Annotated in this window: 16 protein-coding genes, 1 tRNA gene and 1 rRNA gene; 13 read left to right on the top strand and 5 right to left on the bottom strand. The window is 38.2% G+C overall.

Annotated features, from left to right (window positions below; all coding sequences use genetic code 11):
- The first annotated feature begins 1,202 nt into the window (after positions 1-1,202).
- The 4 genes from IQ282_RS01120 to IQ282_RS01105 all read left to right on the top strand — a co-directional run bounded on the left by IQ282_RS01120 (position 1,203) and on the right by IQ282_RS01105 (position 6,785).
- Positions 1,203-3,674: a zinc-dependent metalloprotease gene (locus tag IQ282_RS01120; RefSeq protein WP_194850110.1), complete on the top strand. Its 2,472-nt coding sequence runs from the start codon at positions 1,203-1,205 to the stop codon at positions 3,672-3,674.
- 85 nt (positions 3,675-3,759) lie between these two features.
- Positions 3,760-3,951, top strand: coding sequence for a hypothetical protein (locus tag IQ282_RS01115; RefSeq protein WP_194850109.1), 192 nt, complete (start codon positions 3,760-3,762; stop codon positions 3,949-3,951).
- A complete protein-coding gene (locus tag IQ282_RS01110; RefSeq protein ID WP_194850108.1) occupies positions 3,952-5,322 on the top strand; it encodes a class I SAM-dependent methyltransferase in 1,371 nt (456 codons plus the stop codon).
- Positions 5,319-6,785, top strand: a complete 1,467-nt coding sequence (locus tag IQ282_RS01105) for a hypothetical protein (protein WP_194850107.1) — start codon at positions 5,319-5,321, stop codon at positions 6,783-6,785. The genes IQ282_RS01110 and IQ282_RS01105 overlap by 4 nt, the downstream gene beginning before the upstream one ends.
- 410 nt (positions 6,786-7,195) lie before the next feature.
- Here IQ282_RS01105 and IQ282_RS01100 read toward each other — a convergent pair whose 3' ends face one another.
- Complete coding sequence (locus IQ282_RS01100; RefSeq protein WP_194850106.1) at positions 7,196-7,639, bottom strand: exosortase F system-associated membrane protein; 444 nt, start codon at positions 7,637-7,639, stop codon at positions 7,196-7,198.
- The gene (gene xrtF, locus IQ282_RS01095; RefSeq protein WP_194850105.1) at positions 7,636-8,169 is read right to left on the bottom strand and encodes an exosortase family protein XrtF; all 534 of its coding nucleotides are present in this window, start codon (positions 8,167-8,169) and stop codon (positions 7,636-7,638) included. Before xrtF ends, IQ282_RS01100 begins: the two co-directional genes overlap by 4 nt.
- Before the next feature lie 73 nt (positions 8,170-8,242).
- Here xrtF and IQ282_RS01090 point away from each other — a divergent pair, with 73 nt between their 5' ends.
- Positions 8,243-8,698: a GAF domain-containing protein gene (locus IQ282_RS01090; RefSeq protein WP_194850104.1), complete on the top strand. Its 456-nt coding sequence runs from the start codon at positions 8,243-8,245 to the stop codon at positions 8,696-8,698.
- A 464-nt stretch (positions 8,699-9,162) separates the two neighbouring features.
- On the opposite strand, the gene galE is transcribed toward IQ282_RS01090, so the two are convergent.
- Together galE and IQ282_RS01080 are read right to left on the bottom strand one after the other, a co-directional pair.
- Positions 9,163-10,191 carry a UDP-glucose 4-epimerase GalE gene (galE, locus tag IQ282_RS01085; protein ID WP_194850103.1) on the bottom strand — a complete coding sequence of 343 codons (1,029 nt, stop codon included), beginning with the start codon at positions 10,189-10,191 and terminating at the stop codon, positions 9,163-9,165.
- A gap of 141 nt (positions 10,192-10,332) precedes the next feature.
- Complete coding sequence (locus tag IQ282_RS01080; protein ID WP_194850102.1) at positions 10,333-11,475, bottom strand: acyl-CoA dehydrogenase; 1,143 nt, start codon at positions 11,473-11,475, stop codon at positions 10,333-10,335.
- A 69-nt stretch (positions 11,476-11,544) separates the two neighbouring features.
- Between IQ282_RS01080 and IQ282_RS01075 the strand changes: the two genes are divergently transcribed.
- The 8 genes from IQ282_RS01075 (at position 11,545) to IQ282_RS01040 (ending at position 18,781) form a co-directional block, all read left to right on the top strand.
- A complete protein-coding gene (locus tag IQ282_RS01075) occupies positions 11,545-12,600 on the top strand; it encodes an anhydro-N-acetylmuramic acid kinase (protein WP_194850101.1) in 1,056 nt (351 codons plus the stop codon).
- 65 nt (positions 12,601-12,665) lie between these two features.
- Positions 12,666-13,892, top strand: coding sequence for a Glu/Leu/Phe/Val dehydrogenase (locus IQ282_RS01070; RefSeq protein ID WP_194850100.1), 1,227 nt, complete (start codon positions 12,666-12,668; stop codon positions 13,890-13,892).
- Positions 13,892-15,424 (top strand): sodium/proton antiporter NhaB, encoded by a 1,533-nt coding sequence (nhaB, locus tag IQ282_RS01065; protein WP_194850099.1) that lies wholly within the window; start codon positions 13,892-13,894, stop codon positions 15,422-15,424. Before IQ282_RS01070 ends, nhaB begins: the two co-directional genes overlap by 1 nt.
- A 120-nt stretch (positions 15,425-15,544) precedes the next feature.
- A complete protein-coding gene (locus tag IQ282_RS01060) occupies positions 15,545-16,231 on the top strand; it encodes a MotA/TolQ/ExbB proton channel family protein (protein WP_194850098.1) in 687 nt (228 codons plus the stop codon).
- A gap of 1 nt (position 16,232) precedes the next feature.
- A complete protein-coding gene (locus tag IQ282_RS01055; RefSeq protein ID WP_194850097.1) occupies positions 16,233-16,625 on the top strand; it encodes an ExbD/TolR family protein in 393 nt (130 codons plus the stop codon).
- A gap of 1 nt (position 16,626) precedes the next feature.
- Entirely contained in the window at positions 16,627-17,439 is an 813-nt protein-coding gene (locus IQ282_RS01050) for an energy transducer TonB (protein WP_194850096.1), read from the top strand.
- A complete protein-coding gene (locus IQ282_RS01045; RefSeq protein ID WP_317174164.1) occupies positions 17,432-18,655 on the top strand; it encodes a bifunctional folylpolyglutamate synthase/dihydrofolate synthase in 1,224 nt (407 codons plus the stop codon). The genes IQ282_RS01050 and IQ282_RS01045 overlap by 8 nt, the downstream gene beginning before the upstream one ends.
- Before the next feature lie 51 nt (positions 18,656-18,706).
- Positions 18,707-18,781 (top strand) — tRNA-Val (locus IQ282_RS01040).
- A gap of 2,856 nt (positions 18,782-21,637) precedes the next feature.
- On the opposite strand, the gene rrf is transcribed toward IQ282_RS01040, so the two are convergent.
- Positions 21,638-21,717: ribosomal RNA gene (rrf, locus tag IQ282_RS15120) — 5S ribosomal RNA — on the bottom strand; the annotation flags it as partial.

Below are 21,717 nucleotides of genomic sequence, written 5' to 3'. Positions count from 1 at the left end.
TTAATGAACATTTTTTTCAGAATGGTTAAGTGGTTCTATCGACTGCCCTAACCTTAACGAATGCAATTACCCTCAACTTGGTTTCTCTCTGCAACTCTAGGTTTATATTCCTCACAGCATAGCTATAAGATGATAGGTTTTGCAAATCATTTCCAATTAAGAGATGATCACAATCTCTTAATAGTGCAATCATCCATTTGCATAAATCTGATATGATTATAACAATTTACTTGAAACAGTGAATCAATAAATTTTACTAGAAAAATCTGTGATGAAATAAAAAGCGGTTGGTTTCTGAAAGATCAGATTAATAAGGCCTTTGTAATGACTAAACGCTTTCCGTATTAGACTTTTTTTAAGTGAAATACTCTGATTAAAATTATAAAGCCCAAGCATGAAATTATGCTTGGGCTTTTTTGATCTATAATTTTATTATTCAATATGGCTTGAGGCTAGGAATTTTACTTCCACTTTTTAAACTAGTAAAAAATTTGTTCCTGAAACTCATGAGCGCTTGCGATCATAAGCATAATACTGATACCAGACCGGAAAATCGAAATCATTAAAAATAAAAACAGTCTTCAAACAAATAGGTATTAGATTTCGAACTACAGCTTCACGGTCTGATGAATTGGAAATAAGAAGTGATTTACGAACTTAAGTTCATTGAATCAATTGTCTATTAACTGTCTGATATTTTCATTTCACTCTGTAGAATATTTTGAAAATTATTTTACACTTACCTCCTCGCATTTTTAATATATCCTTGTCGATACAATATTACGAGCCCAATTAATACAAGTGTTTCATTACAGGTTAAAATCCTACGCCTTCAGATTATTGGCGATCTGATCTTGTGCACCATCTTGAAAAATATAGGCTTGTTTAATTGCAATTGTCATGGCAAACATCTGTTTAAAATCTATTCTTTGATACATGAAAGACATGCACTGTGATAAAAGATGTGAAAGAAATATAACTAGTTTTTAAATTTTGAAATACGGAGTTAAACTTTAAAGGAGGCAAGCTTTGTGCATCAATAATTAGGTTGATCAATCCCTTTACCCCTATAGAATAGGTAGGTTTAATTAATTTCGCGAAAGCGAAAAAAGACAAATAAATTAACTACTATTAACAACTAGTTAAGATTAATTTATAGCAGGCTTGATATCTTTAAAGCCATACTAAAAAACTATCATTTGATGAAATCATTAAAATCACTAATGCTTTTAGTTCTTACAGCTGCAATGCTTGCATCTTGTGGACCTAAAAAAGGAGCATCCAAATCTGATGCAGATGGAGATGCCAGCAAAAAGACCTCTAAAAAAGGTGGCATTCAACCTTACTCTAAAGTAATTACCAAGGATGCTAAAAGCGATCCTGGTCTTTTTACAGTACATAAAGTTGAAGATAAATATTACTACGAGATTCCAGACAGCCTTTTTAATCGAGAAATGCTGATGGTGACTCGTATCGCAAAGACTGCTACCGGAATAGGTTTTGGTGGTGGGAAAGCAAATACACAAACTTTAAGATGGCAACGTAAGAATGATAATGTGCTTCTTAGAATCGTATCTCATGATATAGTTGCAGCAGATTCCCTTCCAGTGAGCATTGCTGTTGAGAACTCAAATTTTGAGCCTATCCTCTATTCTTTTGCAATCGAGGCGGTAAAAAAAGATAGCACCAGCTATAATGCGGTCATTGATGTGACTAAATTCTTTACTGAGGATGTAAAGTCCATAGGATTTCCACAATCACAACGTAGCAATTATAAAATATCCAGACTTGATGAAGACAGATCTTACATTGATACTTTAAAATCATTTCCAGAAAATATTGAGAGCCGTCATGTGAAAACATATCTCGCTAGCGAGCCACCTTCCAACTCTAGTACTCAATCAATTTCTATAGAGATGAGCAACTCTATGATTTTGCTTCCTAAAGAACCTATGAAGCGTCGTTATTATGATCAACGTGTAGGCTGGTTTGCTAGAGGACAGCAAGATTATGGTCTGGATGCTCAAGAAACTAAAACGGTACGTTATCTTGACCGCTGGAGATTAGAGGTTAAGGACGAAGACATGGCCGCTTTTAAAAGAGGAGAGCTAGTTGAACCTAAAAAACAGATCGTTTATTATATCGATCCTGCCACGCCACAACAGTGGATAAAATATATCAAGCAAGGTATTGAAGACTGGCAAGTTGCATTTGAGGCCGCTGGTTTTAAAAATGCGATTATTGCTAAGGATGCTCCTACTAAAGAGGAAGATCCAGACTGGAGTCCAGAGGATGTACGTTATTCCACGGTACGATACCTAGCGTCCCCTATTCCTAATGCAAATGGCCCACACGTTTCTGACCCTAGGTCTGGTGAGATTCTTGAATCTGACATCAACTGGTACCATAACGTTATGACATTATTACGCAACTGGTTCTTTGTACAGACAGCAGCGATAAATGATAAAGCACAAGCTACAGAGTTTGATGAGGATGTAATGGGACGATTGATTCGTTTTGTGAGCTCCCATGAAGTAGGACACACTTTAGGTCTTCCACATAATATGGGAAGTTCTGTAGCCTACTCAGTAGAAGATCTGCGCGATCCAGAATTCACAGCTAAATATTCAACAGCTCCTAGTATTATGGATTATGCACGTTTCAATTACGTAGCGCAGCCAGAAGATGGCGATGTAGCTTTAATGCCTAACATCGGTCCGTATGATAAATATTCTATCGCTTGGGGATATAAGCCACTTCCAGGAAAAACTGCATTAGAAGAAAAAGAAATTCTTGATGAGTGGATTCTTGAAAAAGCTGGAGATCCTGTTTACAGATTTGGTCGTCAGCAATTTGGTGTGATTGACTACACTAGTCAAACAGAAGATTTAGGTGATGATAGTATGAATGCCAGTACTTATGGTATTATGAACTTGAAACGCATTGTTCCTAAATTGGGAGAATGGACTGGAAAAACAGGTGAGAACTATGACGATCTTGAAACTATGTATGGTCAGGTTTTGAGCCAGTATAACAGATACATGGGGCACGTTGCCGCTAACATAGGTGGTGTAAAGGAAACTTACAAAGCTTATGGCCAGGAAGGCGCTGTTTATGAACACGCTCCTAAAGAAAAGCAAGAACGCGCTATGGCTTTCCTTCACAAGGAATTATTTGAAACTCCAGAATGGTTAATCGATCAGGACATTTTCAATAAAGTTGAAAGTGATGGTAGTATTGAAAGAATACGCGGTACACAGGTTAGAACTTTAAACGATGTTTTAGACTTTGGTCGCATGGCTCGTCTAATGGAGAATGAAGAAGTTAATGGCAGTGATGCTTATGGTTTACTTGAAATGATGACTGAATTGCGCAAAGGGTTATTCAGCGAGCTTGTACGCGGGCAGACTATTGACCGTTATCGCAGAAACCTTCAACGTGCATATGTTGAGCGTCTAGAGTTTATCATGAACAACGATCAGGGAGCTCGAGGAAGATTCGGTTCAAGTATTGATGTTGCACAAAGTGATATCAGACCTATCGTTAGAGCAGAGTTAGTAACATTGATGCGTGATGCTAAAAGAGCTTCAAATTCTACTCGCGATCAATTGTCAAAACTTCACTTACGCGATCTTTCAGAACGTATTGATATGATTCTGAATCCGGTAAAATAACCTCAGAACGATTGAATTATCAAAACTGCCTTTTTCACAAAAGGCAGTTTTTTTATTTGCACTCGTTTTATACTTAAATTGCGTCATGAATTTTATTCTTTATTTTGATCCAGGATTAGGTGCTATGATAGCACAAGCAGCCATTGCAGCATTTGCTGGCTTTGTTATATTCTATAAAACCTGCATGATGTATATCAAAGAATGGTTAGGAATCAAAAAAAAGAAAGGACCAGATTCTTTTGACGAGGCTTATAAAAATGATCAAACAGACAGTTAAATGTCTCAACTAGCCGCATCGTATCGTGATCCATCAGGTTTTATTTTCAAAGAGAATGAAATCATTAAACGCCAGATCAATCCTATCTTTTTTGAGGAATATCAAGCAGCAGTTGATGCTGGTATTTATACATCTCTATTTGAAAAAGGATGGCTTGTACGGCATAAAGAAACGTATCGCGACTCTTTCAAAATCATACTTTTACCAGAGCAGATTCCGTTTATAACCTATCCTTACGAATGGTCATTTTCACAATATAAACATGCTGCCCAGCTTACTTTGAGAATCCAAATGTTCTTGTTGAGCAAGGGATTTACCTTGAAGGACGCCAGCGCCTTTAATGTCACTTTTTACAATGGCAAAGCCATCTTTATCGATACCCTCAGCATCGAGCGGTATAAGCCTAGCGAACCTTGGCGTGCCCTCCAGCAGTTTGAAATGCACTTTTTTAGTGTGCTATTGCTTTCGCAAAAATATGGAGCCAACTATCTCAAAACATTGTCATCAGAAATTAACGGAAAGAGTCTAAAAGAAACTTCCAAATTGCTAGACTGGAAAACTAAATTTCATCCCGTCATTTATCCCAATATTCATTTGATGGCCAAAGGCAACTCTGAACAGCGGCGAGGTGGATCTACTGAAAAGATTCCTAAGATATCTAAAGCTTCACAGTTGAAAATACTTACAGTTTTAGAATCCCATATTTCATCCATGTCAATCTCAGAGCCTACGGAATGGGCAGAGTATTATGATCAAACTAATTATGATCCTGCTTCCTTCGATGTGAAAAAACAGTTGATTCGCTCCTGGAGTACAGAGATAAATGCCACGAAAGCGATCGATTTAGGCGGGAATGATGGGACTTTTTCAAGGGAACTTCCTGAGTCTGTAAACCAAATTATAGTAACCGATATAGATCAGGCCGCTATAGACCATTGCTATAAAACAGAGCTGACATCACAAAACAAATCGCGAATCATTCCTATGGTTTGTGACCTCATGCAGCCCTCGCCTGCCCTAGGGTTTGCTAATGAAGAACGAGAAAGTTTTATATGTCGCGTTCAGAATATGCAGCCAGATTTGAGTCTCGCACTAGCGTTAATTCATCACATCACGCTTACTGGCAACGTTCCATTTGAAATGAGCGCGGCGTTTTTTACAAGTCTTAGCGAGTATTTGATCATTGAATTTCCCGATCGCAAGGACAGCTGGGTGCAATTTATTCTCGATAGTAAAAGAGATGCTCGTCATTTATTTGAAGGTTATGGAATTTCCGCTTTCGCGAAAGCGTTTTCCCAATACTATCATATTGAAAAACAAGAATTGATTCCTGGCACACATAGAACGCTCTTTTTGATGCGTAGAAAATGAAAGATCAACTCCTAAAATATCTGAGAAGCGATCGCCATTTGTGGTGGACCGTTTCGATAATTCCTGGTATCTACAGTATTTTATATTTGTACACTAATAACTTTACATTAGTAAACTCCTGGTATCAACTTGCAGGATTTCTTTTCATGTTTATAGTTGTGCCTGTCACTGGAATTCTATTCCTTGATGCTATTTTTAAAAAGTATTTCCCACAGCATAGAGGAAAACTGTATTGGACTTATTTGATTATTAATTTTGCGATAATTCTTTCCTTGTGCTTGTTTTTAGGCTGGAGGTGGAAAGGACTTCTACTCGTGGGAAGTATTGCTGTCGCAACTTCTTTTTTTATCGCAAAGCATTACAAGATACTTGTTATTATAGTATGTTTAATGACAGGTTTAGCTGTATTCAATTTTCTTTACTTTTATGTAGAGCGCATCTCTAGTCACGAACCGTGGCCAGTCACACAAGACTATGAAAGCCTCGTTTTTAAGAAAAAACCTAACATCTATCTGATCCAGCCTGACGGCTTTGTCTCAAGAAAAACGGCTGCAAATGATCTTTATCAATGGAAAGGAACAGAGTTCTATAATGAGCTAGGTAGAATGAACTTTCTGATTAATGATGATTATCGCAGTAATTATCCTACAACGCTTACCAGCAACAGTGCTTTATTTACCAGCCAGCACCATTACTATGACAATGGTAAAATGCAGGGTGAACTTTATAATGCACGCAACATCATAACTGGAAACAACGCCGTATTAACTACTTTAAAATCGAACGGCTACCAACTAAACGCAATACTTGAACACCGCTATTTATTATTAAACCATCCCAAAACTTTCTATGATTACTTAAATGTGAGCCAGACTGAATTGAGCTTTCTTCCCAACTATGTTTTAAATAAGGATTATAAAAAGGACCTCTATTCTAAAATGGAGAGCGCTAACAAGGGTCCGCAGTTTTATTTCGTAGAAATTTTAAAGCCTGGACATATATCCGTCAATTCATCATCAACAAAAACAGTGAAAGATGAACGACGCGATTACATTGAAAGAATGGATCAAATGACTGATGAGTTAATGACGATGATGAAAACAATATCTGATAGAGATCCCGGTGCTGTAATTTTAATAATTTCAGATCATGGCGGCTTTGTAGGATACAGCAGCACAGAAGAAGCTTATGAAAAACCCACCGAAGAATTAGCTCTTAAACAGAGTTTATTTAATTCTTTACTAGCTATCAAAGCACCACAAGATTTCCAGCCATACAATGATAATATCAAAACCGCTGTGGGCGTATTTCCTAACTTATTCTACTACCTTGCGGGCCAGCCTGTGCCCCAGCAGACGCTGGATAACAGCAGTTATATTTTCATTAAAAAAGGTGATGCTCCCGGCGTTTACAAATATTTCAATACTGATGGTGAACCTGTTACCGAAAAACTTGACCCTTAAAGTCTTTCTATCCTTTTCACTTTTATAGCATTGCCGTTGCTCAACCTTGCATTTGTAATCAGAAGGGTTATTTAACAATTATAAGTATACCGATTTTACAGGAGTCGTCACCGTAATTTCTAAAGAACAACATTCTGAAAATTCAGATTTTGACGTTATCAAGTTAAGATCCCAAGAGATTTTAAAGGAATTGCGATAGAAGAAATTTATGTTTTCCAAAAAAAATGATTTGAGAATAAGATACAGCTCATTGATGTTCAAGCTTCCTTAAGTAAGGATGTAAATAATAAAATTCACGTTGCATTAATAAGTAAACAACAACAAGTCTGCGATCTTACTTAAAACATAGAAGTGCTACTGGGGTAATTTTACCCCTAGAAATTTTCTACCATAGTGCTCATTTGAGCCCGCTATGATTCTTTAGTTTTTATATTTAGATAATAACATCCAGCCACTAAGATGAATAATAAAATGGGATGGATTAAAAAACGACGTGTATAGAATAATGTCATTTTAGCAAGGGAAGAATCCATTTGCAGCAAGAGGAGAATTCCAATGCTCAATATTATAAAAGCAAATAAATAAACCCAGCTCCCAGCCTTAACAAAAGCTACAGATTTATAGAGAAACCAAAGAATCCCTAAAGAAAATGTGCTGTTAAGTAAAAACCGTAAAGAATTAGACAGAACTAATTTCCACATAGTCATTTCTGGAACTGGTAAGGCCTGAAAGTTTCCATGGAAGTATTTGTTCAATGGATCATAAAACAGATCTGCTTCAAAAAACCGAATTGCTATAATTCCTGCGAGCATGAACAACACCATAAAACTAGAAACTACACGGCTTTGACTCATACCTGTTTAGGTTTTCTAATCCAGTAGATCCATAATAAAATTACATAACCGTAAATCACCGCTGGAAATATGATATCATGCGACACCTCCTTGTATTCTGTTAATTCCCTAAATATCACACCTAGCCCTATAATTCTTAACAGATTAACGATATAGATGGTCACAATTCCAAATAGCAGAAATAGGACTGTTTCTTTCCACGCTTTCGCGAAAGCGATCACAAATGCAGTAAATAAAAGCATGACACTGATAGCATTGCAGCCCTCGATAACAACAAATAAAATCTCATTATCAACGTACAACATCACAGAGGGATGGCCAGGTGCGTTGTAAATTTTAGAATCGTAACCCAAGAGCTGCATTCCATAATTAGTTTGACTGCTTACCATCGCAGTGACTGGATCTGGATAGTTTATCTCACTGTATTCCACCTGCAGATAGGCATAATACAGTAGCGATAATACCATGTACAGCACGCCAAAAGTGATCACAAACTTAAAAACAGGATAATAAGGTTTGAGTGAGTTCAATCGAAACTATTTATAACAAAAATAGTATTTTAGAGAGCGATGCTCTTAATTTTGTCCTCCAAAGAAATTACCCATGAATAAAGAGCTTCTCAAACCAAAAATTACTGCGATAGTAGCAGAATCAAATAAAAAACCTGCCGATAAAATGCAGTTTCTTTGTAATTTGATTCAGGAAAATCTACCAACTTATAATTGGGTGGGGTTTTACATGGCTCATGAATCTGAGCCTACCTTGCACTTATGGTGTCAAGCAGGCGAACCTACAGATCATATTGTAATTCCATTTGGAAAAGGAATTTGTGGTCAGGTTGCCGTATCAAACAAAAACTTTGTAGTGGATGATGTGAAAGCTCAGGATAATTACATTGCCTGCAGCATTCATGTGAAAAGTGAGATTGTTGTTCCTTTATTCAAAAACGGTAAAAATATAGGACAGATTGATATTGACAGCAATACCGTAAAAGCATTTGATGAAAGCGACGAGCGGTTTTTAGAATGGGTAAATGAACAGGTGGCAACGATTCTATAAGCTGTGCGCAATGCGGTTCTAGCAACACTCCTGTTTTTAGGTGCTACCATCACAGTAGCGGCACAATCTGTTTACGTTGCTAATACCGGATCCAAATATCATAAAGAGACCTGCTTTCATTTAAAAGAAAGTAAAAGTGAACTTGATTTTGAGAAGGCTAGAAAACTTAAATATGAAGCTTGTAAACATTGCAAGCCCTTGGGTTATAAAAATGGTACTTCACCATCATCGTTGGAATCAAAATTGTTTTCTAGGAGTAAAAGTGCTGTTGCCGCTCAGTGTATTGTAAAAACGAAGGCTGGCTCTAGGTGTAAACGCAAAACCAAGAATTCTAACGGCCGCTGTTACCAGCATTGACCTCTTAGTCTATAATTTTTTATGCCATTGTGACCGTACTCAAAGTTATTGAGTTGAAATACAGTTTTAAATTAAGTATGAGATTTTTAAAGATCAACTGCTTTTACCTACTTTCCAAAAACGTCACTTCGCACATATTGCTCCCATTTCCAGGCAGATTCCAGAGCTTCTTTTAAAGATGATTGTGCTTTCCAACCCAAGATATTATTAGCGCGATCAGTTTGAGCATAAGCTGCGGTAATATCACCGGCGCGTCTAGGAACGATTTTGTAATTCAATGATTTACCAGAAACTTCTTCAAAAGTATCGATAACCTCCATAACGGTAGAGCCTGTTCCAGTACCTATGTTGAAGGTCTCTAGATTTGTTTCATTCTTTCCAGCGTCCAGACGTTCTAGCGCTACCACATGAGCTTTGGCAAGATCAACCACATGAATATAATCTCGTATGGCCGTTCCATCTTTCGTAGGATAGTCATCTCCAAAAACTGATAATTGATCCCGCAATCCTATCGCTGTCTGTGTAATAAAAGGAACTAAGTTTTGTGGTGCTCCTATAGGAAGTTCACCAATTTTTGCTGTCGCGTGAGATCCTATAGGATTAAAGTATCGCAAGGCGATCGCATTAAGTCCTGGCGTTACTTTACATATATCCCGAATAATTTCCTCGCCTACCTTTTTAGAATTCCCATAAGGAGATTCTGCCGGTTTTACCGATGCATTTTCTGTGATAGGCAATTCATCTGCTTGACCATAAACGGTGCAGGAGGAACTAAATATGAATCTAGATTCTTTATTCAAAAGATTCTGGAGGACATAAATTAGCGAATTCAGATTATTCTCATAATAGTCAAGTGGTTTTTCGACACTTTCACCCACGGCTTTAAAAGCTGCAAAATGGATCACATTATTTAGATCTGAATGTTTTGAGAAAAAATCTTGAACATCTTTTTTTACTCTCAAATCAAGCTTTTCAAAAAGTGGCTTAACGCCAGTGATCGATTCAATCTGATCCAGAACTTTAATAGAACTATTAGACAAATCATCCACGATCACCACCTCATGACCACGCTCTTGTAATTCTACCACTACATGAGATCCTATAAAACCCAAACCACCAGTGACTAATACCTTCATATTCTACTCGTTTATTAAAAGTGGTAAATCTATGGATAAATAAAAAAGCGGCTGTCTTGAGACAACCGCTTTTTATGTATCCTTTTTTTTAACAGAATAGAATTGATTCTTTTCTATAACGAACCGTTTCTAAATTTCGATTTAATCTGCCAGCAAACCTCTAGAGATTACAATTTTCTGAATCTCACTGGTTCCCTCATAGATCTGAGTAATTTTAGCATCTCGCATTAATCGCTCTACGTGATATTCTTTTACGTATCCGTTACCACCGTGAACTTGTATCGCTTCAACAGTAGTGTCCATAGCAACTTGAGAAGCAAATAATTTTGCCATCGCACTACTCATATCATAACTGTTCCCTTGGTCTTTATCCCAGGCGCTTTTCATCACTAAATGTCTAGCAGCAGTAATGTTGGTGTGCATATCTGCAAGTTTGAATGCGATAGCTTGATGGTTACATATTTCTGTACCAAATGCTTTGCGCACCTTGCTGTAATCTCTTGCAAGTTCATAAGCACCACTAGCAATTCCCAGAGCTTGAGCAGCAATTCCTATGCGTCCACCAGAAAGTGTTTTCATGGCAAATTTGAACCCGAAGCCGTCCTCGCCTATTCTATTTTCCTTAGGAACCTTAACATCATTGAAAATAAGGGAATGAGTATCACTACCGCGTATTCCTAATTTATCTTCCTTGGTTCCTATTTCAAAACCTTCCCATGTTTTCTCCACAATAAATGCGTTGATTCCGTGGTGTTTTTTCTCTTTGTGAGTTTGTGCAATAACTAAGAAGAAATCAGCACTACTTCCACTGGTTATCCAGTTTTTAGTCCCGTTGAGAATATAATGATCCCCTTTATCTATAGCTGTGGTTTGCTGCGATGTTGCATCACTACCCGCTTCTGGCTCAGAAAGACAGAAAGCACCTATAGATTCTCCTGAAGTTAATTTAGTAAGATACTTTTCTTTTTGAGCTTCATTAGCATAGGTATCAAGCCCCCAACAAACCAAGGAGTTGTTAACTGACACGATTACAGAAGCACTTGCATCAATTTTAGAAAGTTCTTCCATTACTAACACGTAGGAAATCGTATCCATACCGCCACCGCCGTACTTAGGATCTGCCATCATCCCTAGGAAACCCAGTTCTCCCATCTTCTTAACTTGTTCCTTTGGGAATCTCTGGTGCGTATCGCGTTCTATCACGCCCGGCAACAATTCCGTTCTTGCAAAATCCCTCGCTGCATCTCTAATCATGATATGCTCTTCGGTAAGGCTAAAATCCATCTGTATCTTTGTTTTTTATTCTGTCGGCAAATTTACCATTTATTGACATAAATTTCAATAACTTCATCCATGAACCATCAGCAATATAGCGTTATAGGTGTCATGTCTGGCACATCATTGGACGGTATCGATCTCGTCCACGTAAAATTGACTAAAAGCAAGCACTGGAATTTTGAAATTCTGGCACATCGTTGTGTCAACTATACTGTTACCTGGAAGCAGCGCTTGCAAACAGCTGACACACTAAACCCAGAGCAACTCAAAAAGTTTGATGCGGATTATACGGCACTTTTGGGAGACGTCTGCAACTCTTTTATAGCCGATAATAAGTTGACTAAAATAATGGCTATTTGCTCCCATGGTCATACCATTTTACATCAACCACACAACGGTTTCACGTTGCAAATAGGCAACCTACCAGACCTTGCAACACTCACGAACCATCTAGTCGTTTGTGATTTCAGAGTTCAAGATGTAAATATGGGCGGTCAGGGAGCGCCTTTGGTTCCCATAGGCGATAAATTGTTATTTGCAGATTATGATTATTGCTTGAATTTAGGTGGTTTTGCAAACCTGAGTTTTGAGAACAACAATCGGCGAATAGCATATGATATCTGCGCTGTAAATGTCGTTTTAAATCATTACGCCAGTTTGTTGGGTGCAGAATATGATGACAAAGGCGCTTTCGCGAAAGCGGGCTCTCCACAACCCCAGCAATTAAAACAGCTTAATAAACTTCCCTTCTATACACTGCAACCTCCCAAATCACTGGGTATAGAATGGGTGCGAGAAAACATAATGCCCATTCTTGAACCGATTGAAAAACCAGAGGATGCTATTGCCACCTTCACAGATCATGCAGCAAAGCAAATTGCTGGAAGCATATCAAAAAAATCAAGTGTACTAATCACAGGAGGCGGTGCGTATAATAGCTTCCTAATAGATTTGATTCGTAAAAATGGCGATTTTACCATCACTCTCCCAGAATCTAAAATAATAGAATATAAAGAAGCAGTTGTTTTTGCTTTATTGGGCGTACTGCGATTGCGTAATGAGGTGAACTGTTTAAGCAGCGTCACAGGCGCGTCCAGTGATCATTGCAGCGGTGTAATTCATACCCCATAACAAATTTCAAAAACGGTTCAAATCGCCGTTGACTTTTTTATATTTGTTGAAACACTAAAACGGTAATGAAAGAACTTCTTAAACGCTATGAAAACGCAAAACCAGAAATTGTTTTCCATTGGAATGACCTGGAAACAGACGCAGAAGGTTGGACAGTAATCAATAGCTTGCGAGGTGGCGCTGCAGGTGGTGGTACCCGTATGAGAAAAGGACTGGATCAAAACGAAGTTCTCTCACTGGCAAAAACGATGGAAATAAAATTCACCGTTTCTGGTCCAGCTATAGGTGGCGCAAAGTCAGGAATCAATTTTGACCCGCAGGATCCTAGAAAAAAAGGAGTTCTTGAGCGATGGTTTAAAGCGGTTTCCCCATTACTTAAAAGTTACTATGGAACAGGTGGTGACTTAAATGTTGATGAAATTCATGAAGTAATTCCTATCACAGAGCAAAGTGGTGTATGGCATCCACAGGAAGGTGTTTTTACAGGACACTTTAACCCTAGTGTTGCAGATAAGATTAATCGCATAGGTCAGTTGCGTCAAGGGGTAATAAAAGTTATTGAAAACCCTAGCTTCTCCCCAGACGTGTCCCGTAAATATACTGTGGCAGACATGATCACAGGATATGGTGTTGCAGAGGCTGCAAGACACTTCTATGATATTTATGGTGGCAGCATTGAAGGAAAGCGAGCGGTAGTACAAGGATTTGGAAATGTGGGTAGCGCTGCTGCTTTTTATCTATCGCAAGCAGGTGCTAAAATCGTAGGAATTATCGATAGTGCAGGTGGTATGATTAACGAAGAGGGATTCAGTTTTGAAGAAATAAAACAACTTTTCCTCAATAAAAACGGCAATCAATTACAAGCGGACAATCTCATTCCTTTTGCGGAAGCTAACCAAGCTATTTATTCCTTAAAAGCAGAGATATTTGCCCCATGTGCCGCATCTAGATTGATAAGCAAGGAACAAATTGATCAAATGATTGACTCTGGATTAGAAGTAATTTCTTGCGGAGCAAACGTACCCTTTGCCGATAAGGAAATTTTCTTCGGCCCTATTATGGAGTACACGGATAGTAAAATAAGCCTGATACCAGATTTCATTTCAAACTGCGGTATGGCTCGCGTATTTGCTTACTTCATGGAGCGCAAAGTACAGATGACAGATGAGGCCATCTTCAACGATACGAGCATGACCATACGTAATGCCATCCAAAATACATTTAATAATAACAGTTCAAAAATCCACATAAGCAGCACTGCTTTTGAGATCGCTCTTAAACAACTCACGTAATGTTCAAATCATTTTTAGGTAACAGCCCGGTCTGGTTCAAAGCAACCATGATTTCGTTTTTAGTTTTCAATACCATTTTTTACTTTATCCTGAGCGGGACAATTATGGGATGGATTTTCATAGCAGAATTCATTTTTTGTCTTGCCATGGCATTGAAGTGTTATCCGCTGCAGTCGGGTGGTCTACTAGCCCTACAAGTCTTGTGTCTGGGTTTGACGCATCCCATGTATAAGATTGATTATGACACCCACGAGTTAGTTACAGATGCTCTAGGTAACCATGTTCTAGGTGGTGTATATGCAGAGATTGCCCAAAATCTTGAGGTGATATTACTGCTGGTGTTTATGGTGGCAGGTATCTATTTTATGAAACCGCTGTTGATGTTCATTTTCACTAAGATTTTTACTAAGATTAAAAGTAAGGTTGTACTCTCTTTATTCTTTGTGGGTTTGAGTGCTCTGCTATCTGCCTTTTTAGATGCATTAACGGTTACGGCAGTACTTATAAGTGTAGGCTTAGGGTTTTATAACGTTTACCATAAAATCCATTCCAGCAATCTAGATCTTGATAACGATAATGTATTGGACAGAACCCAATTAAGTGGTGAGACCCTAGAACAGTTCCGCGCATTTTTGAGAAGTTTAGTGATGCATGGTGTGGTAGGAACCGCTTTGGGAGGAGTTTGTACCATTGTAGGAGAACCACAAAACCTTTTAATAGGTAGTAAGATGAATTGGGACTTTATGGAGTTTTTCTTAATAATGGCTCCCATTACAATACCGGTTCTTATCGCCGGCCTTTTAACAACGGTAGCATTAGAAACAACTAAAACTTTTGGTTTTGGTCAAACTATGCCTCCTGTAGTTCGTGAAATCATAGAAGGATGGATGGTAAAACAAGATGCAGAACGTACTCAAAAGGAAAAATATGCCCTGATGGTTCAAGGTGTTTCTGCAGTTCTGTTAATTGCAGCACTAGCCCTGCACATTGCTCCTGTAGGACTTATAGGTCTAGCATTGATTGTTATACAGACTTCATTTATGGGTATCACTGACGAGCATAGTTTAGGGAAGGCTTTTGAAGAGGCGCTTCCTTTTACGGGACTTTTAGTTGTTTTCTTTGTTATTGTAGCGATGATTCATGATTTACACCTCTTTACTCCCATAATTGAATGGGCATTAAATCAAGACCCTGGCGATCAGCCTGCGATATTCTACCTTGCAAATGGTGCTTTAAGTATGATTTCTGATAATGTATTTGTGGCAACCGTTTACATAAATGAAGTCGCAAGAGCTTTTGAAGCTGGTCAAATTAGTCGTGAAACCTATGAAAGTCTAGCTGTAGCAATTAATACGGGAACAAACCTACCTAGTGTGGCAACACCTAATGGACAGGCTGCTTTTCTGTTTTTATTGACATCTGCCCTAGCTCCCGTAATTAATCTTTCTTATGGTAAAATGGCCAAGATGGCATTACCCTACACGATTGTACTAACGCTGGTAGGACTTGCAATGGTTATGTACCATTTGTAGTGAGGTTAAAAGTTCGCTTTCGCGAAAGCGACATATCCTCAAATCTTATTGCAATTATTGAACACTATAAACGCTAAAGCGGCGTTATAACAGGAAACCAAGCAACAAACTAATATATTAATGATTCAAGAATTAACATCAGAACTGGAATCCCAACAACCCATCGTTGAGGAAAAAACCTTATCCCTATACGATCTTGTGGCGAGCGGTGGTACAGCGGGAACAATTATTATCTTGATATTGCTGGTATTGCTGGCAGTTGCATTGTACATCTATTTTGAACGACTTTTTAAAATAAAAGCGAGCTCTAAAATTGACAGTAATTTTATGCTGCAAATCAAGGATCATGTAACTAATGGACGCATTGATAGTGCTAAAATGTTGTGTGCTAAGGAAGGTTCACCGGTAGCCAGATTGACTGAAAAAGGTATCAGCCGTATAGGATCACCATTAGAAGATATCAATAGTGCGATTGAAAACGCGGGTAAACTTGAAGTTTATAAGCTCGAGCGCAATGTAAGTGTTCTAGCCACGATTGCAGGAGCTGCCCCTATGATAGGTTTCTTAGGAACCGTTATTGGAATGGTTCTCGCATTTCATACTCTTGCAACTAGCGGTGGTCAGGCAGAAATGGGAACCTTAGCGGAAGGGATTTACACCGCAATGACAACGACCGTTGCAGGTCTCATAGTAGGAATTATAGCTTATATAGGTTACAATCACCTAGTGGTAAAAACGGATAAGGTGGTGCACCAGATGGAAGCTAATGCAGTTGACTTCCTAGATCTTTTAAACGAACCTACATAATATGAACTTGAGAGGAAGAAATAAGGTCAGTCCAGAGTTCTCTATGTCATCTATGACCGATATCGTGTTCTTGTTATTAGTTTTTTTCCTACTAACATCGCCGTCAATCACACCAGAAGCTCTAGATCTAATTTTACCACAGGCAAGCGGGAAAACATCCAATGTTCAAAACGCATCGGTCAGTATAACAAAAGAAGGAGCATTTTATGTCAATGCAAATGAGGTAGCCGTAGAAGATATGGAAGAGGCATTGAAGCTTTTGATGAAGGATAAAGAGGACCCTACGATAATATTACGTGCAGATGGCGAGACAGCCATGAATAGTGCCGTGAAGGTAATGGACATTGCTAACAGAAATAAGTTCAAGTTAATACTTGCTGTAAAACCAGAATAAAATGGGGTTCCTTAATACAAAAGAAAAACGAAAGTCATTTGCCATATCAGCTTCGATTATGGGAATTTTGCTCTTGTTTTTTATTTTTGTTACCGTGTTTACGGTACTTGATCCTCCTGAGGAAAGCGGTATTGCTATAAACTTTGGAAATACAGCCGTAGGATCTGGACCTATCGAGCCAGCTACTCCCACCCGAGTAACGCCAGAAAGCTCTCAAGAAAAAACCCAACAAGAAGCCAGCACTGCAGAAAATATATTAACGCAAGAGACAAATGAAGCTGCACCAGTTGTTCCTGCGCAACCCACACCTAAGGAAAACAAACCGACTAAAAAACCTGCGGAAACACCTGCTAAAAAACCAGACCCTAAACCAGACAATTCAGTACTAGATGCTTTGAATAGCGTTACTGGCAGCAAGCCAGCTCAAGGTGAAAATAATCGTGGTGAAGGTCCGGGAGATGGTCCTGGGAACAAAGGTGATTTGAATGGGGATCCTTATGCAAATACTTATTATGGTGATCCAGGAAATGGTCGCGGTGGAAAGGGATATGGCCTTAGCGGGCGTGGTAAGATAGGTGGTCGTGGGATCGAGCCAGACTGTCAAGAAACAGGAACAGTAATCGTTGAGATTCAGGTTAATCGCAATGGTAATGTTATCAAAGCAACTCCAGGAAAAAAGGGAACAACTAACAGAGCCTCTTGTCTTCTGGACGCTGCTCGTAAATCTGCCATGACTTATAAATTTAGTGCTGCATCAGAAGCTAGAGATGTACAGATAGGTTTTATAGAAATTATTTTCAAAGTAGGTGAATAAGGTTAGTTCCTATAATGAAACCATCGAGTGGCTTTTCAATCAACTGCCGATGTATCAAAACGTAGGTAAATCTGCCTACAAAAAAGACCTTACCAACTCTATCGAGCTGGACAATTACCTCAATCATCCTCACTTTGCCTACAAAACAATTCATGTTGCAGGTACTAATGGAAAAGGATCAACATGTCACATGCTTGCTAGCGTTTTACAAACTGCTGGTTATAACGTAGGCTTATACACTTCTCCTCATTTAAAAGACTTCAGAGAGCGCATAAGAATTAACGGCGAAATGATCTCGAAAGAGGAAATAACCGACTTTGTCGCAGACCATAAAACGTATTTAGAAGCGCACAAACTTTCATTTTTTGAAATGTCGGTTGGAATGGCTTTTCTTGCTTTTAAAAATCATAAAGTAGACATAGCCATTATAGAAACTGGATTAGGCGGGAGACTTGATTCAACAAACATCATCACTCCAGTTTTATCTATTATTACCTCGATCGATAAAGATCATGTGGACCTGTTAGGAAATACATTAGTTAAGATTGCTGGCGAAAAAGCTGGAATTATTAAGAATAATATTCCTGTGATCATCAACGAGCGACGTCCATCGTTACGTAAACTGTTTAAGCAATTTGCTTTACGCAAAAATAGCTCCATTAGATTTTCCAAAAACAGATTAGAACCAGGGTCCACATCGGTTAACGTGCAATCACAAAATGAAAATTTAGTGCGATTAGCCGCCAAAATTCTGAATGACAATAATGAATTTAAGGTTGATGATGATTCGCTAGATCAAGGCATAGCTAACGTTCAAGCGAAAACTGGTTTAAACGGTCGTTATCAAACTATACAATCTAATCCGAGGGTCATTATTGATGTAGCACATAACCCTGCAGGAATTGGTGCCTTAATTGCAAGAATTCAAAAGGAAGAGTTTAATAATCTTCATATCGTATTCGGTATGGTAAAAGGGAAGTCTCCATTAAAAGTAGTTTCGCTATTGCCCAAAACCGCCTTTTACTATTTGTGCGAGCCAGATTCTATTAGAAAATTAGAGGTAAACGAATTAAAGCATTCATTTAAGAAGCAAGGCTTAGAAAGTGAGAGTTTTAAAACAGTACGACTGGCGTTAAATGAGGCTATATTGCGTGCCCATAAAGAAGATTTAATTATAGTTGCAGGAAGTACGTTTGTGGTAGCTGAAATTTTATAAAATAAATTTGGAGATTTGCAAAACCTACGTATATTTGCAATCCCTTAATAAGGGCGCTTAGCTCAGTTGGTTCAGAGCACTTGGTTTACACCCAAGGGGTCAGGGGTTCGAATCCCTTAGCGCCCACAGATTATAACCCGATGCAGCTCGCATCGGGTTTTTTCATTTAAGGAGATCTCCCTTCCTGAAATAGCAATACACTGAAATTTAAGTTTATTGAAAACATCAGTAAATAGTGGTTATGAGAAAAGAGTCTAAAAAAGTTATTCGCTTTCTTTCAAGCTCCAAGTAGTCAATGAAATTGAGACCGAAAAATTAGACTGTCTTTGCGCCCATCTCAAATAAGGTATTCAGGCCCGATCAACAATAACGCTATGGATGGGGAAATATGGTAGCTTTGATTGGGAGAACTTAAATGTTACGACCTTAGGGAAAACACCAGAACAGAAAATCATCTAGCTTGAGGCGAAAGTCAAGCTCTTGGAAAAGCAAAAGGCTCGTGCCGAGCATCTGGCTGAAAGAGCTGAAAAAAAGTAATCATCTTCGATATGCTCGCTGATATGGTCGTGAAGTAAGTTGATATCCCTATAAAAATAAATTACACGCCCTAGTTGTTGAACGCTTCAAAGAATAACAAAGGGGAACAATAGTTTCTACCTGTTGCCGACTCGGACTTGACAGACAGCTATATTACCAGTCCACTAAATCTGAATTGCACAAGCAAGCAATCTAACTTAAGATAGGTCATAGCACTAGTACGAGCTCTGCGCAGTGTCCTGCCAAAACTGGGTGCAAGAAAACCGTATTACAGCCTAAGCGATAAACTCTCCACCATAAAGATCGGTAGAGGCAAGCTTTTTAAAATACTCAAAGCAAACCATATATTTGAAGAACAAAAAAAGCTATCATATTAACACTGACTCCTACTACCGGTTCAGCAAGCATAAAATCATAGTCAGTACCATTGGTATCGTAAGAACGGAACAGGTCTGGGTAAGCTACATGACATATGTCGGCATGAGAGCAAACCCATCATATCCAGCACTATTCACCGATGTATATTCAAAAAAAACTTGAACTATAATGTATCAAACACTATTGCAGTGGATGGCTCTGATAAACAGGTTGGACAGGAACCTAATCCCTCATACACCACTTTGATATATGCCTACTATACGATTCTCACGTTTATCAAAAACCATTAGATGAATCACATCATGGCAAATATTACCGAGAAATATGCCCCCTAAAAGCACACCATAGCAGAGCGTATCATCGGTATGCCCAGGCAAGAGTTCGATATTGCGAGAAACATAAGAGATCTTGATACAAAAAAAACTGATCAAGGAATCCATCGATACCTGTAACAACTTGAGACCGCATCTATGAAACCATATGCTCACACCACAGAAGATGCACGGACTAAACAATCTCAAAGGAAAACAGTAGGAATCAAAAAAAATCAACGATGATAGACTCGTTAATATGTAAATAATTAATTTAATCCTTTAATAACCTGTATCGATTGTTAGGATGAAACAAGGTTTTATTATCAAAGAGATATGACCGATTTAAATGGTATTGGAGATTAATCAAGGGTTAGACCTACTAACTTCCCTAAGAATTTGATCTTCACCTTAAAATATTCTACTAGAGTATTTGTACTTCCCTTGTTATATGTAATTTCTGAGGTTTATCTAACAAACAATGTACTGACCGCTATTGGAAAAGTTATTCCATAAAGCAAACAAAGAATTCCTAAGTTCAATTAATCTTTGAAACTTATCTCATGTGAATTCAATTCATAGGCGCAACATACCAGTGTAAAATACTAAGGGCTAACCGACAGTATTTTGAGAGCAATTTCCATAATGTAACAATTTACCCCAGATTCAATCACTACCGATCTAGACATTGACAGCAACACCGCAGGTCGCGTAGTGGGGTGAAACGCAACCTCGAAGTCAGATCGCAAATCGCGATATTGGAAAGCATGCCAAAAGTGAATCTGACTGAATTTATTAATTCCAATGATAAATCACCGTAGGAAGGTCAACAAGAGTTAATTTGATCAAGAGAAAGGAGGGTCTTAAATGAAAAGCCAAGAGGCTACCCGAGGAAAGTCTGTATAATCAAACTCTTGATAAATTAAAATATTTGGTGAAAAATAAAAATCACCAAAAACATTCAAAATGTAGCTGACTCTAAAGGTAACTGCCACACTAATATTGAAGATAGAAGCGGGAATATGAGAGCAACAAGGTTTTTATTGATTACAGGTTTCGGATAGACTCAATTCTCAAGGTAATTGACGAAAAATAGTGAATAGAAGAAACTGAGATAGAGCTAATGTTGGGAAAAAATACCAGTCCCTAATGCTATTAATAAGCAATAGGGAGACTGTGATAACAATAGTCCAAGAGCTATCTAGAAAGTATGTGGAGTTTGTACATGGAAAGATGAGAAAGAGTTTGAACTTCACGATTTGTAAAGCAAATGCCGCTAAGTTACGAGAATGAAAAAGCCCGGTAAGTCACTACAGGATGCTATATAAAATATAGAGAAGTACACATTGCACGTGACAACATACTTCTCTGGATAAGGAAAACATTAAAAAAAGAATAGATTTAATCAGAAGTCATTGTCCAAAATAATAATCTATGAAAATTCTCAAAAAATAAAATAATGAAAATAATGAAAATAGAAAGTTCAATTAAATATAAGAAAGAGAATATAGTAGACAATCAAATCAATATTTTGATTGGTGAAAGTACCATTCTATTATTGTTATATATTGAACGAAAAAAACTCGGACGATTCATATCGAGAATACGGTTACCTACTTGGACCTAAAGAGCGAATAAGACAATGCATCTCTGCGCTGAATTTAGAGCTAATGATCGTTCCAACGGTTCCGGTTTACGGATTAGGAACTGGCATAAACAAAAAAATCCCCCAACCGTTAGGTTGGGGGATCATTAAAGAAGGCGGCGACATACTCTCCCACCAATAGCAGTACCATCTGCGCAAATGGGCTTAACTTCTCTGTTCGGAAAGGTAAG

Origin of the sequence: Nonlabens antarcticus (genome assembly GCF_015356755.1) — a bacterium.
GTDB lineage: Bacteria > Bacteroidota > Bacteroidia > Flavobacteriales > Flavobacteriaceae > Nonlabens > Nonlabens antarcticus.
The sequence above is the reverse complement of the archived record's forward strand: the minus strand, read 5'-3'. Positions and strand labels throughout refer to the sequence as shown.